At 70.0% G+C, this 14114-nt stretch carries 10 protein-coding genes, 1 pseudogene and 1 riboswitch; of the genes and pseudogenes, 5 read left to right on the top strand and 6 right to left on the bottom strand.

Annotated features, from left to right (window positions below; genetic code table 11):
- Positions 1 to 26: 26 nt before the first annotated feature.
- From cobJ to AA983_RS13230, 3 genes are read right to left on the bottom strand one after another with little or no spacing between them, the layout of a single operon-like run.
- Positions 27 to 1568, bottom strand: coding sequence for a precorrin-3B C(17)-methyltransferase (gene cobJ, locus AA983_RS13220; protein WP_047312753.1), 1542 nt, complete (start codon positions 1566 to 1568; stop codon positions 27 to 29).
- The gene (locus tag AA983_RS13225) at positions 1565 to 2227 is read right to left on the bottom strand and encodes a precorrin-8X methylmutase (RefSeq protein WP_047312754.1); all 663 of its coding nucleotides are present in this window, start codon (positions 2225 to 2227) and stop codon (positions 1565 to 1567) included. The genes cobJ and AA983_RS13225 overlap by 4 nt, the downstream gene beginning before the upstream one ends.
- A complete protein-coding gene (locus AA983_RS13230; RefSeq protein WP_231579613.1) occupies positions 2224 to 3324 on the bottom strand; it encodes a cobalamin biosynthesis protein CobG in 1101 nt (366 codons plus the stop codon). The genes AA983_RS13225 and AA983_RS13230 overlap by 4 nt, the downstream gene beginning before the upstream one ends.
- A 17-nt stretch (positions 3325 to 3341) precedes the next feature.
- Positions 3342 to 3460: riboswitch (cobalamin riboswitch) on the top strand.
- Positions 3461 to 3516: 56 nt separating this feature from the next.
- Here AA983_RS13230 and cobN point away from each other — a divergent pair.
- Positions 3517 to 7170 carry a cobaltochelatase subunit CobN gene (gene cobN, locus AA983_RS13235; RefSeq protein ID WP_047312756.1) on the top strand — a complete coding sequence of 1218 codons (3654 nt, stop codon included), beginning with the start codon at positions 3517 to 3519 and terminating at the stop codon, positions 7168 to 7170.
- Positions 7171 to 7259: 89 nt separating this feature from the next.
- Positions 7260 to 8918 (top strand): 5,6-dimethylbenzimidazole synthase, encoded by a 1659-nt coding sequence (gene bluB / locus AA983_RS13240; RefSeq protein ID WP_047312757.1) that lies wholly within the window; start codon positions 7260 to 7262, stop codon positions 8916 to 8918.
- A 6-nt stretch (positions 8919 to 8924) separates the two neighbouring features.
- On the opposite strand, the gene AA983_RS13245 is transcribed toward bluB, so the two are convergent.
- Complete coding sequence (locus tag AA983_RS13245; protein ID WP_047312758.1) at positions 8925 to 9482, bottom strand: DUF664 domain-containing protein; 558 nt, start codon at positions 9480 to 9482, stop codon at positions 8925 to 8927.
- A 93-nt stretch (positions 9483 to 9575) separates the two neighbouring features.
- On the opposite strand from AA983_RS13245, the pseudogene AA983_RS15855 reads away from it, so the two are divergent.
- Positions 9576 to 9749 (top strand): annotated as a pseudogene (locus tag AA983_RS15855) (HTH domain-containing protein); the annotation flags it as partial.
- A 42-nt stretch (positions 9750 to 9791) separates the two neighbouring features.
- On the top strand, positions 9792 to 10622 hold the full coding sequence (locus AA983_RS13250) for a YafY family protein (protein WP_231579621.1): 831 nt from the start codon (positions 9792 to 9794) through the stop codon (positions 10620 to 10622).
- Here AA983_RS13250 and cobF read toward each other — a convergent pair.
- Together cobF and AA983_RS13260 are read right to left on the bottom strand one after the other, a co-directional pair.
- Entirely contained in the window at positions 10577 to 11368 is a 792-nt protein-coding gene (gene cobF / locus AA983_RS13255; RefSeq protein WP_047312759.1) for a precorrin-6A synthase (deacetylating), read from the bottom strand. The genes AA983_RS13250 and cobF overlap by 46 nt on opposite strands.
- The gene (locus tag AA983_RS13260; protein ID WP_047312760.1) at positions 11365 to 12807 is read right to left on the bottom strand and encodes a cobyric acid synthase; all 1443 of its coding nucleotides are present in this window, start codon (positions 12805 to 12807) and stop codon (positions 11365 to 11367) included. The genes cobF and AA983_RS13260 overlap by 4 nt, the downstream gene beginning before the upstream one ends.
- A gap of 101 nt (positions 12808 to 12908) precedes the next feature.
- On the opposite strand from AA983_RS13260, the gene AA983_RS13265 reads away from it, so the two are divergent.
- Complete coding sequence (locus AA983_RS13265; RefSeq protein ID WP_047312761.1) at positions 12909 to 14084, top strand: aminotransferase class I/II-fold pyridoxal phosphate-dependent enzyme; 1176 nt, start codon at positions 12909 to 12911, stop codon at positions 14082 to 14084.
- Positions 14085 to 14114 lie beyond the last annotated feature (30 nt).

A 14114-nucleotide genomic window follows, 5' to 3' on the forward strand; every position in this document is an offset into this window, starting at 1 on the left:
GCTGAACGTCCGTGAGGTGCGGTACCTCAGCTGACGAAGCGCGGCGTCCAGACGCGGCCGTCCTCGGTCATCCGCGTCGAACTCGCGCCGACGATGACGAGGCACCCCATGTCGATCGTCTCCGGATCCAACTCGCCGAGCGTCGTCGTGCGCAGTTCCTCGGCGTCGCGACCGACGTGGCGAGCCACGGCCACCACCCGGTCGTGGGGCAGCTCCTCGCGCAGGACGGTGAGCGCGTCGCCGAACTGGTGCGGCCGGCTCGCCGATCGGGGGTTGTAGAAGGCCATGGCCAGATCGGCTTGGGCGCAGGCTCGCAGTCGCGCGTCGATGACATCCCACGGCTTGAGGCGGTCCGACAGCGAGATGAGCGCGTGATCGGCACCGAGGGCCGCGCCCGCGAGGGCCGACGCGGCATGAGCTGCCGTGATGCCAGGAACGACGTGCACGGTGACGTGGCGCAGACCGGCGTCGGCGTTCTCGCGCGCCTCGAACACCGCTGACGCCATGCCGAACACGCCCGCGTCGCCACCCGAGACCACTGCGACGTCCTCGCCGTCGGCGGCAAGGCGCAGCGCGAGGGCCCCTCGGTCGACTTCGACGGTGTTGCCGCTCGCGTGACGCGTCAGCCCGGGGCGCTGCGGCACGCGCTCGACGTACGGCGCGTACCCGATGACGTGGGCGACTCGACCCAGGACCTCGGTCGCTTCGGGGCTCAGCCAGCGGTCGGGACCGGGCCCGAGGCCGACGACGTGAACCGTCCCTACCGCGCCCGACGGGCTGGTTGACGGAGTCGGTGCGGATCCCTCCGCGCGGCCGGCAGCGTCAGCCCGCCTGTCGAGGCCGGGAACCACGACGAGCGCCATGTACGGCACGGTCTCGGGATCGACGTCGGCGACCGGCAGCACCCGTTCGCCGTCGCGGCTGGCCCGCTCGACGTACACGGCACGCTCGAGCAGGTTCGCCTGACGCAGTGCCTCACGCACATTGGCGAACGTGCGCCCGAGCTTCATGATGACGGCGGCGTCGGTGTCGGCGAGGCGACGCGCGAGTTCCGGCACGGGCAAGGTGCCCGGCAGAACCGTGAGCACGTCCTCGTGACGGCACAACCCTGAACCGATGGCCGCCGTCGCGCCGGAGACGGACGTGACGCCGGGAACCCGATGCGTCTCGAACTCCCCGGCGAGCAGGTCGTGGACGTACATCGACGAGCCGTAGAAGAAGGGGTCACCCTCCGCGAGGAGGACGACGGTGCGTCCCGCGCGCAGGTGCGCACCAAGCCGGGCGGCGCAGTCCAGGTAGAAGTCCGCCAGAGCGCCGTGATATCCGCGCGGATGGGCAGCCTCCCCGGTCGTCACGGGGTAGACGAGTTCCTCCTCGACGGCGGGCACCGCACGCTCGGCGAGGAGTTCGGCCACGATGGAACGCGCGATGCTCGATCGCTCCGGGCCCCGGTGGTAGGCGACGACATCCGCCGACTCCACGAGGCGGGCCGCTTTGAGGGTGAGGAGGTCGGGATCACCCGGCCCGAGCCCCACGACGTGCAGAGCTGCTGGTGCCGGTGCGCTCATGCCAGTTCGTCCCGCGTCGCGAGAGCGTTGATCGTGGCAGCAGCCATGGCCGAGCCGCCCCGACGTCCGTGCACCGTGAGCCACGGCACCGGCCCGCCCTCGGGGGCGAAGGTGCTCAACGCGATCTTGGATTCGGCTGACCCGACGAAACCGACCGGCATGCCGATGATCGCCGCGGGGCGCGGGCCGCCGTCGGCGATGACCTCGAGGAGGTGGAACAGCGCCGTCGGAGCATTGCCGATCGCGACCACTGCGCCGTCGAGCCATGGCTCCCAGAGCGAGACAGCCGCCGCGGAGCGCGTCGTACGCCACTGGCGCGCGAGGTCGGGCACCGCCGGGTCACGCAAGGTGCAGCGCACCTCGTTGTCGGCCGGAAGGCGTCGGCGCGTCACGCCGTTCGCGAGCATGAACGAGTCGGTGAGAATGCTCGCGCCTGCGCTGAGGGCGTCATGGACGGCGTCGGCTACGTCGGGGCTTCCCTCGATCTCCCTGGCGATGTCGACGTCGCCTGCCGCGTGGATGATGCGTACAGCCGCCGTGTGCAGTGACTCGGGCAGCGTTGACAGGTCGGCTTCTCGTCGGATGGTCGCGAACGACTCTCGGTAGATCGCCTGCCCGTCCCGTTCGTAAGGGTAGCGGCGGGTGGGGAGCCTCGTCATCGGTCACCTCGTGCGTCGGCCACGTCGTCGGCGTTGCGCGGCGCCACGACGAGGGTGTGGGTGGAAGTCGGTCGGCCGCAGGCTCGTTCGCAGCCCACGATGTGAAGGCGTCCGTCGGCCTCGGGGGCGGGGGTTGTGCGGGCGATTTCGACGGTGGGGGAGTCGGTGCGGCGGCAGAAGGGCGCGCCGATGCAGGCCGTCACGCGGCGTCGCGGATCCGTCGCGCAGTGGAATCCGGCCCCGATCAGTTCGTCGATCGCCTCGGGCGATGTGTCGGCGGGTAGGACGAGGCTCCGGTGCGGCGTCACGACGATCCGTGCCGACGAGCCGAGGGTCGCGACCAGTGCTGCGACGAGGGTGGGCGTGAGGAAGCCCAGCGGTACGCCGAGTTCCGTCAGCTCCACGACGTTCGCGCCGATCGGCCCCGATCCGGCAGCGCGCCGAGACACGGTCGGGGCACTGTCGAAGGTCTCGAAGCCGACGAACAACGGTGAGTCGGAAGGCAGGTCACGCACGTTCCACACGGCGTCCGAGTCACGGAGGGTGAGGAAGCGGTTCGCCACGCCGAGCAGAGCGCTCACGGCCTCGGCGGGGGAGCAGGGGCGCGACTGTCGCCCGGCGAGGAGGCGACCGGATGTGGGCGAGAACTGTTGGAACGCCACGTCGTACGGCGCGTCCAGCGAAGGGCCCGTCTCGTCGGAGAGTGCGAAGAGCCACCGTCCCGGAAGCGTGGCGAGGGCGTCGTCCCGCTGCAGTCGGTCATCGAGTTCGCTGACCAGCCAGTCTAGTTCGGGTGACGGGTCGGCAACAATGTTGCGAACGCGCTCGTGGGTGGCCGAGGGGAGCAACCCCAGTCGCTCCACCGTCCGGACGAAGGGCTCCGGCAGCGGCTCGGGCAAGCCGCGGAGTTGAAGGTTGCCGCGTGACGTCAGCTGGACGAAGGGTGCCCCGAACTCCTCGGCGAGAGCGGAGATGTCGACCAATTCCGTTGTGTCGGTGCGTCCCCCAGGAAGTCGCAGCCGGACGATGGCGCCGTCGTCGGCTGCGAACGGTCGCAGCACTCCGGGGCAGCGATCGTGAATCTGGCGGGACGGCACGGCGCCCAGCATAGGGGTAAGCCAGGTAGGGTCGGGGCTGGTCGTGAGCTGCGGAACCCGGTGTGAATCCGGGACGGTCCCGCCACTGTGAGCCCTCGTGCAAGTCAGGAACGCCGCCGCGACCGGCTCGCCGGGAACCCGGGAGAGTCCACGACGTCGACGTGAGCGCGGACACTCACGAAGGAGCGCCTGATGGCTCGTATTGCCCTGATCTCAACCTCCGACACGGACCTGCGCAGCGCGCGCTCCAGCGGTGCGGACTACGCCATCGCCAACCCGGCCCGGCCGCGCCCGATCGGAGAGGTCACCGACGGAGCTGACATCGTCGTCGTGCGCCTTCTCGGCGGGCCACAGGACCTCTTCGACGGCTTCGACGCCCTCGCTGCGTCAGGTGTCCCGGTCGTCGTCCTCGGCGGCGAGCAGGAGCCGAATGCGGCGCTCATCGAGTGCTCGACCACCCCGCCCGGCGTCGCCCGCCAAGCCCACGACTACCTCGCTCAGGGTGGCGCGACGAACCTCGCGTCACTGCACGCCTTCCTCAGCGACACCCTTCTGCTCACCGGTGAGGGCTTCGACCCGCCGGTCACGACCCCGTCGTGGGGTGTCCTCGAGCGCCCGGAAGCTCCCACGCCTGAGGGGCCCCGGGTCGGAGTGCTCTTCTACCGAGCCCAGTACGTCGCGGACAACGTCGCCTACGTCCACGCCCTGGCCGACGCTCTCGATGCCGCGGGTGGTGTCGGCGAACCGGTTTTCGTGTCGTCGCTGCGCGACCCCGAAGCCGAGTTGCTCGAGCACCTGCGTCGCTACGACGCCCTCGTCACCACGGTGCTCGCCGCGGGCGGCACGCGTCCGGCAAGTGCCGGCGCCGGTGAGGACGACGAGAGTTGGGACGTTCAGGCGTTGGCCGCGCTCGACGTGCCGATCGTCCAGGGGCTGTGCCTCACCTGGGGGCGTGAGGACTGGCTCGACTCCGACGACGGCATGACGCCGCTCGACGTGGCGACCCAGGTCGCCGTGCCCGAGTTCGACGGGCGCATCATCTCGGTGCCGTTCTCCTTCAAGGAGTTCGACGAGGACGGTCTCGCCACCTACGTGGCCGACCCCGAACGTTGTGCACGTGTCGCCGGCATCGTGCTCGGCCACGCCCGCCTGCGTCGGCTCGCGCCGTCCGAGCGCCGCATCGCCCTCGTGCTGTCGGCGTACCCGACGAAGCACTCCCGCATCGGTAACGCCGTGGGCCTCGACACGCCCGTCTCGACCATTCGGTTGCTGCGCGCCATGCGTGACGCGGGCTACGACCTCGGCGAGCCCGGTGCCATTCCCGGGCTCGACGGTGTCGGCGGGGAACACGGCGTCGCACCCGTCGACGACGAGCACCCGGACACCACAGCAGGCAACGCGCTCATCCACGCCCTCATCGCCGCTGGCGGGCAGGATCCGGACTGGCTGACGGATGCTCAGCTCGGCGACGCCCACGTCCGTATCCCTGCCGCGACCTACCGCCGTTGGTTCGACGCGCTACCGAGCGACCTCACCGACGCGATGCGCAAGCACTGGGGTGAAGCGCCCGGTGAACTCTTCGTCGACCGCCAGGAGAACCCCGACGGTGACATCGTCGCGGCGGCCATGCGCAGCGGCAACCTCGTCATCCTCGTCCAGCCGCCGCGCGGGTTCGGCGAGAACCCGATCGCCATCTACCACGACCCCGACCTTCCGCCCACGCACCACTACCTCGCCACGTACCGGTGGCTCGAGGAGGAGTTCGGCGCGCACGCCGTCGTCCACATGGGCAAGCACGGCAACCTCGAATGGATGCCGGGCAAGAGCCTGGGCATGTCGGCCTCCTGCGGCACGGACGCGGCCCTCGGCAGCCTGCCGCTCATCTACCCGTTCCTCGTCAACGATCCGGGTGAGGGCACCGAGGCCAAGCGCCGAGCGCACGCGACGATCGTCGATCACCTCGTGCCGCCGATGGCCCGCGCCGAGGGGTACGGCGACATCGCGCGCCTCGAGCAGCTGCTCGACGAGTACGGCAACGTCTCGGTCATGGACCCGGCGAAGGCGCCAGCGCTGCGCGGCGAGATCTGGACCCTCATCCGAGCGGCAGAACTACACCACGACCTCGGTCTCGACGAGCAGCCGGACGAGGACGACTTCGACGCGTTCGTCATGCACGTCGACGGGTGGCTGTGCGAGATCAAGGACGTCCAGATCCGCGACGGTCTGCACGTTCTCGGGCGCGCGCCGGAGGGTGACGAACTCGTCAACCTCGTCGTGGCCATGCTCCAGTCCCGCCAGCTGTTCGGCGGCGGTGGTGAAGGTGTTCCCGGCCTCCGCACGTCCCTCGGCCTCGAGGTGACGAGCACCGATCGCACCGCGACGGACGCCGCGCAGGAGCGCGCACACGCTCTCGTCAGTGCCTTGGCGCAGGCGGGGTGGTCCGCCGACGCGGTGTGCTCCATCGTCGCGGAGCAGCTTGAGGGCCTCGCCGACGTCGACCGAGGGGGTGCCGAAGCGTCGCTGACGTTCGCCGCAACCCAGGTCGTACCCCGCCTCGCCCAGACGCCTGACGAGCTGACGGCCGTCCTCCATGCCCTCGACGGTGGGTACACGCCCGCCGGGCCGAGCGGCTCGCCGCTGCGCGGCCTCGTCAACGTGCTGCCGACGGGCCGCAACTTCTACTCGGTCGACCCCAAGGCCATTCCGAGCCGTCTCGCGTACGAGACGGGCACGGCCATGGCCGACTCGCTGCTCGCGAAGTACCGCGACGAGCACGGGGAGTGGCCCGAGTCCGTGGGCTTGTCCGCGTGGGGCACCTCGGCGATGCGGACGAGCGGCGACGACATCGGCGAGATCCTCGCCCTGCTGGGCGTCACGCCGAGCTGGGACGAGCAGTCCCGCCGCGTCGTCGGCCTCGAGCCGATCCCGCTCGACGACCTCAACCGGCCCCGCATCGACGTCACGGTGCGCATCTCGGGCTTCTTCCGTGACGCGTTCCCGCACGTCATCGCGATGCTGGACGACGCCGTCCGCCTCGTCGTCGACCTCGACGAACCCGACGACATGAACTTCGTGCGCGCCCACGCCCGCGCCGACGTCGAGGCCCACGGCGACGAGCGCCGGGCCCGCACGCGCGTTTTCGGTTCGAAACCGGGCTCCTACGGTGCCGGTCTGCTGCAGGTCATGGACTCGGGCAACTGGCGCAGCGACGCCGACCTCGCCGAGGTGTACACGACCTGGGGCGGCTACGCGTACGGCCGCGACCTCGACGGCGCTCCGGCCCGCGACGACATGGAACGCAACTACGGCCGCATCAAGGTGGCCGCGAAGAACGTCGACAACCGCGAGTCGGACATCCTCGATTCGGACGACTACTTCCAGTACCACGGCGGCATGGTGGCCACGGTCAAGGCACTCACGGGCGAGGAGCCGGAGGCGTACGTCGGCGACTCGACGACGCCCGACGCGATCAGGACCCGCACGCTCACGGAGGAGACCTCGCGCATCTTCCGTGCTCGCGTCGTCAACCCGCGCTGGATCGCCGCGATGCGACGCCACGGTTACAAGGGCGCCTTCGAACTGGCCGCCACCGTCGACTACCTCTTCGGCTTCGACGCGACGAGCCACGTCGTGCCCGACTGGATGTACGAGCAGATCGCCCAGTCGTACGTGCTCGACGAGCAGACGCAGGAGTTCATGCGCCACGCGAACCCGTGGGCGCTGCACGGCATCGTCGAGAAGCTCGGCGAGGCCGCCGACCGTGGGCTGTGGGAGAACCCGAACCCGGAGACGATGGCCGCGATGCAGCAGGTCTACCTCGACGTCGAAGGGGAGCTGGAGCAGTGACCTCGTCGGGCGCGCCCCGACGACCGCGACCGACCGTCGGTGACGCCTCCTCCGCGCGGGAACGCCGGGAGGATCCGCGCGGCTGGGCCATGGGTGAGCAGGTCACCGAGGCGCTCGGGCGGGTCATCGCCGGGCGACGTGACATCCGGCGGTACCGGCCGGATGCGATCGAGCCCGAGTTGCTCGAGCGGGTGCTCAAGGCGGGTCACAGCGCGCCGTCGGTTGGCCACAGCCAGCCGTGGCGGTTCGTCGTCGTTCGTTCACCCGAGACGCGCGAGCGCGCGGCGCACCTCGCGGACACGGCGCGGCTGCGTCAGGCACGCGACCTGCTGCCGGAGCGCGCGGCGCGCCTCCTCGACCTCAAGCTCGAGGGCCTGCGCGAAGCGCCCATCGGCATCGTCGTGGCCTGCGATCGGCGGACGCCGGCGAACGGAGTTCTCGGTCGGGCCACGTTCACCGAGACCGACGTCTGGTCGTGCGCGTGCGCCATTCAGAACATGTGGCTCACGGCGCGCTCGCTCGGTCTGGGGATGGGGTGGGTGACGCTCTTCGAGCCGTCCGACCTGGCCGGCCTCATCGGGGCACCCGAGGGAGTCGAGACGCTGGGGTGGATGTGCCTGGGCTGGCCGGACGAGCGCCCGCCGGGGCCCGGCCTGCAGCGCGCGTCCTGGTCGACGAAGCTGCCGCTCGAGGACGTCGTGCTCGAGGAGCGGTGGCCCGAGGGCGACGGGGCACCGGCGCAACCGCTGTCGCACCTGCGCGCGCCCGACGGCGACGCACTCGTCGAGGCAGGGGACGGTGCGGACACGCTCCTCGCACCGCCGGAGTCACTGGGCATCCTCGACCGGGCCCTCAACCGTGTCGTGGCGACGTCCGGTCCGCAGACCTCCGGAGGGCGCCTGATTCTGGCGGGTGCCGACCACCCCGTCGTCGAGCTCGGCGTCAGCGCCTACGAGCCGCACGTGACGGCCGACGTTCTCGGCCATGCCCTGGCCGACCCGAGCTCGCTCGGAGCGGCCCACGCCCGAGCCGCAGGTCTCGCGGTGGACGTCGTGGACGCCGGCGTGAGTGAGCTCGTCACCGGGGCGATCGATGCCCGACCCGGTGGAAAGCGAGGCAACCTTCGGGACGCCGACGCCCTCACCGACGACGATCTGGAGCGCTGCGTCACAGTCGGTGAGAACGTCGGGCGGCGGGCCGCCGCCGACGGACTGGTCGTCCTCGGCGAGGTGGGTGTCGGCAACACGACCGTGGCGGCCGCACTGACGTGCGCGCTGCTCGGCGTCGACGCCGACGACGTCGTCGGGCTCGGTTCGGGAGCCGATGCAGCGATGTCGAAGCGCAAGCTCGAGGTCGTCAGCGCCGCCTTGGAGCGTTCGGGAACCTTCGGCTCGGACGCCGACGCCGCCCGGCGAGCCCTGCGTTGTCTCGGAGGACCCGAGATCGCCGTTCTCACGGGAGTCTGCCTCGCAGCGGCGGACGCCGGGACGACGATCGTGCTCGACGGACTCGCGACCTCCGTGGCCGCGCTCGTCGCGTGCCGACTCGAGCCGGCGGTGCAGGGTTACCTGGTCGCTGGCCAGCGCAGCAGGGAGAAGGGGCACGCACTCGTCCTCACGGAACTCGGACTTGAGCCCTTGCTCGATCTGCGTCTGCGTGCCGGTGAAGGTGTCGGCGGAGTGCTCGCCGCCGGGATGCTCCTGCGCGGGCTCGAAGCGCGCCGCACGAGCATCAGGACGACCGACTGAGGCGTGTCACGACCGCCAGGGCGTGATGTAGTCGTTCGCCGGCCAGCCCTCCACAGCTGCCAGCAGCTCACCGGCCGTCGCGCCGTCCAGCTCCTCACGGATGATGTCCGCGTGGCCTGCGTGCCGAGCGAACTCCTCGACGTGGTGGACGTAGAGGTAGCGCAGCTTCGCCGGGCGCGCCTCGTCCATCCCGAACCACGGCATGGGCCCCACGGGCAGTTCTGTTTCGACGTCGCCCTCTCGACACATCTGTGTGTACTGGGCACGCACGTCGTCGAAGACCCCGAGAAGCACGTCGAGCGTCTCCTCCGGGGTGGGCGTGAAGCTCGCGGCGAACGCCTCGAACGGCTGGTCGTGTTCGTGGTGTCCGGCGCCGGACAAGGACTGCTTCATGCAGTAGACGATGTGCTTGACGATGCCGCTGATGCTGAGCGCACTGCGCAGCGGCGTCCGGCGGGCCTGCTCGTCGTCGAGGCCGTACGCGCTCGCGCGGATCGCGTCGAGTTGGACGTCGAGGTAGTTGCACAACGTGGTGCGTTCGTCGTCGATCTGGGGTAGGTACATGGCGGGTCCCTTTCGTCATTGGCTCGTGCCGTACACCCATCAGAGCGCACCTTCCGGACAGGTTCGGTCCGCTGTGTCGGGCAGGATGAGCACATGGCGGAAACGACACACCGCGTCCTGCGCCTGCTCGGCCTCCTGGAATCGCGCACGTCCTGGCAGGGTCCGGAACTCGCGGAACGCCTCGGGGTGACCGAGCGCACGGTACGACGCGATGTGGTGCGTCTTCGTGAGCTCGGGTACCCGGTCGAGGGCGAACGTGGACTTGAGGGCGGATACCGCCTCGGGGCTGGTCGCGGTTTACCGCCGCTCGTGCTCGACGACGACGAGGCCGTGGCGATGGTCGCGTGTCTACGAATGGCAGCGCTTTCGGGCACCGATGAGATCGGTGAGGCGGCCCTTCGCGCGCTGACGAAACTGGATCAAGTCCTCCCTCCGAGGCTGCGCGCTGTCGCCTCGGCTCTGGACGATGCCACGCGCGCACTGCCACGAACGCGGCCCGCGGTCGATCTGCGCGTGCTGCAACAGTTGGCCACGGCACAGCGCGACCGGACGCTGGTGCGGTTCAGCTACCGCAAGGCCGACGGCGAGACGTCCTCGCGTGAAGTGGAACCTGGGCGACTCATCACCCAGGGAGAGCGCTGGTATCTCCAGGCGTATGACCGAGGGCGTCAGGATTGGCGCGTGTTCCGACTCGATCGGATGGACGAGCTTCGCGTGACGTCCTGGTCGTTCGAGCCGAGGAAGGTGCCGCCTCATGATCATCACCGTGATCTGGAGGAGAGATTCGAGTGCGTCCTGCGCTTCGAGATGGACGTCGAGGTTTCGCGGGTGGCTCGCAGGATCCCCGCCGCGTTCCGCGAAGGACTCGAGGCCACGGCCACAGGCTGCCGCTTTCGGGTAGGCGCGCTCAGTTGGGGTGTTCTCGCGTGGGAGATGCTGGGCGTCGCCCGGGATCTCGAGAGTCCGGTTCGGGTTCCCGCCCAACCACACGCCGAGGCATTCCGCTCGGCCTTTGACCGCATCACCCACCAGATGCAGACGCTGGTGGTGGCGGGGGATTCGTCGGCGCCGCCGGTTGCCGTGGACGTGAGGCGTCAGGCTTCGGCAGCCGAGGCCGACGACACGGCACCGAGGGCGTAGACGTCCATGATCCAACCGTGCTCGGCGCGCAGCCGCGCGCGCAGGTCGACGATGTCGTCGATGACCTCGTCGAGCGGCCCGGAGCGCAACTCTTGTTGAGGCAGCCCTAGGTAGGCACCCCAGTGGAGGACGAGGTCGGGTGCCCGCTCCCGCAGCGCCGTACAGTGAAGCGAGCCGTCGAGCATGACGACGAACGCAGCGTCCGGGCTCCAGGCGGCTTCGAGTCGACGTCCGGTCGTGATGTGGATCGGCTTGCCGATCTCGTGCAGGACGATGCCGTGCTCGGCCGCGAGGGCCTGGAACGCCGATATGCCGGGTACGACGTGGACGTCGAAGTTGCGGGTAGCGCGCATCCGCTCGACGACGCGGATCGTCGAGTCGTAGAACGCCGGGTCACCCCAGACGAGGAAGCCAACGCTCACCTCGGGATCGAGGGCGTCGATCGTTTCACCCCACAGCTGCGCGCGCGCCTCGTGCCAGTCGTCGACGCCTCGGCGGTACTGGCCGCCATCGCGCTGCGCGTCCGGCCCGCGCTCGGGGTCGGACAGCGTGACGAAGCGGTAGCTGCCCGGCTCCAAGTGGCGCCGACACAGCTCTTCACGGACGGCCACGAGTTGGGCCGTGTCCTCGCCCTTGCCGGCGACGAGGAAGACGTCGACCTCGCGCATCGCGGCGATCGCGCCGAGCGTGAGGTGAACGGGCGAGCCGGCACCGATGCCGATGACGTTGACCCTTCTGCCGGTCACGGTGCCTCCTGGGCGACTTCGAGAAGGTGATCGAGGTCGAGCGACGCCTCACACGCGTCAGCGAGGGCGTCGATCATCGCGCTGCGTCGCGCGCGGAAGCCTGGCGCCGTGAGGTCGGGCGTCCACGCGGAGCCGACCGCCGCTGCGACCTCGGCGAGCCAGGCGCGTCGGAAGCCGTCGTTCTCGAAGGTGCCGTGCCAGATCGTGCCCCACACCGAGCCCGAGGCCGAGCCGCCGGGGAACGTCGGTTCCGCGTCGACGACGCCGTGATGGATCTCGTACCCGTCGACGTCGTGGCCCTTCCACCGTTCATTCGGGCGGGCGAGCACCTTCTCGTCGTGGAACGTCACGCGGCCGGCGAGCACGCTCAACCCCGTGACGATGCCTGCGGACGATTCGACGGCGTCCTCGATCGTCTCGACGAGCATTTCGTACCCACCGCAGATGCCGAGCACCGGCCGACCCGCTGCTGCACGCTCGGAGACGACGGCGTCGAGGCCCTGGCGACGCAGCCATGCCAGGTCGTCGACGGTGGCACGGCTGCCGGGCAGGACAAGGAGGTCGGCTTCTCGGCAGCGATCGAGGTCGGTCGTGATGTGGACGTCGATGCCCGGTTCGGCGGCCAGCGCGTCGACGTCCGTCGCGTTCGACGTGCGCGGAAACCGCACGACAGCAACCGAAAAGCGCTCGGACATCGCGTCGTCGTCGGGTCGCCAGCGGCCGATCGACAGGGCGTCCTCCGAGTCGAGCCAGACGTCCGTGAGCCAGGGGAGCACCCCCGCGCACGAGAGGCCGGTTCGTCGACGGATCTCGTCGAGGCCAGGCGTGAGCACTGACGCGTCACCGCGGAACTTGTTGATGACGAACGTGCGAAGGAGCGCACGGTCCTCGTCGTCGAGCAACGCCCAGGTGCCGTAAAGCGCTGCGAGCACGCCGCCCCGGTCGATGTCGCCCACAAGGGCCACAGGTAGGCCGAAGCGCCTGGCCAGACCCATGTTGACGTAGTCACCCGCCCGAAGATTGATCTCCGCCGGGGAGCCTGCACCCTCGGTGACGACGAGGTCGACGCTCGCCCGGAGTTCCTCGTACGCGGCGAAGGCTGCTTCGGCCAGGTGGGTGCGGCCCGTCGCGTACTCACCGGCCTCGAGCCGCCCGGCGGGCTTGCCGCGCACAACGACGAACGCCTGCCGGTCGCTGCCCGGCTTGAGGAGCACAGGGTTGTGCACCCCGCTCGCCTCGACACCGGCCGCCTCGCACTGCAGATACTGAGCGCGCCCGATCTCCGCGCCGTCGGCGCACACCATCGAGTTGTTCGACATGTTCTGCGCCTTGAACGGCGCGACGCGGACCCCCTGGCGTGCCCACGCACGGCACAGGCCCGTGACGACGAGCGACTTGCCTGCGTCCGAGGACGTACCGGTCACGAGAAGGCCACTCACGAGCGTCCACCCTAACGGTCACGACGGCGTCTTCGGGGGCATGATGGTGCCGCCCGCGCCTGATCGGTGCGGCTCGTTGCGCGATATGGGGCTCTCGAACGATGGCACGTTTCATTTCCTCCCGATACCAGGGCGATTCGTCGACGCAGATGTCGGTCATCGCCGACCGCGCCCGCGAGTTCGACGACGTCATCAACTTCAGCCTCGGTGACCCCGACCTCACCACCGATGAGGGCGTCATCGACGCTGCCGCAGCCGACGCGAAGGCCGGGCACACGCACTACACCTCCAGCCTCGGCGACCCCGAACTGCGTGAGGCGATCGTCGAGATGTACCGCACCGATCACGCCCTCGAGCGCCCCGTCGACGACGTCATGGTGACGACGTCGGGCTGCCACGCGATGTGGCTCGTCATGGAGACGCTGCTCGACGACGGCGACGAGGTGCTCGTCATCGAGCCGTACTTCACGCCGTACCCGCGCCAGGTCCGTCTCGCCCGCGGCGTGCCCGTCTTCGTGCCCACGCGCAAGGAGAACGGCTTCCAGGTCACCCGTGAGGATCTCGAGGCCGCCGTCACGCCGCGCACGCGGGCCCTCATCGTCAACACGCCCTGCAACCCGACGGGCGTCTCGTGGTCGCGCGCCGCGCTCGAGACCGTGGCCGAGGTGGCGAAGGAACACGACCTCGTCGTCATCGCGGACGACATCTACACGTCGTTCACGTACACCGAGCCGTTCGTGCCCTTCGCCTCGCTGCCGGGCATGGGGGAGCGCACCATCACCGTCGGCTCCTTCAGCAAGGACTTCATGATGACGGGGTGGCGCGTCGGCTGGATCATGGCCCCGGCCGAGTTCGTCTCCACCGCGCGCGACGTCAACGAGAACAACGTCTTCACCGCGCCGTCGGTGAGCCAGCGTGCGGCTCTGCACGCCCTGGAGCGCCGTCACGAGTTGCAGCCCCCGGTCAAGGAGCTCTACCGCCGCCGTCTCGAGCGGGCGTACGAGCGCGTCCGGGCCCTTGCGAACATGGATGCCCTCGCGCCGCAGGGGGCGATCTACCTGTGGGCGGACATCCGCGCGACGGGCCTCACGTCCGTCGAGTGCGCCGCGCGCATCGTCGAGGAGGCGCACATCCTCACCATTCCGGGAACGGCCTTCGGTGAGTCCGGTGAGGGCTTCCTACGGCTCGCTGTGACGGTTGGGGAGCAGCGCATCGACGAGGCCTTCGACCGGCTCGCCCGGATGAGCATATTCACCGATTCCGCTGCCGGAGAGTGACGTACCGCCAGCGCTGAGACGGGGGATTGA

Source organism: Dermacoccus sp. PE3, assembly GCF_001021715.1.
Taxonomy (GTDB): domain Bacteria; phylum Actinomycetota; class Actinomycetes; order Actinomycetales; family Dermatophilaceae; genus Dermacoccus; species Dermacoccus abyssi.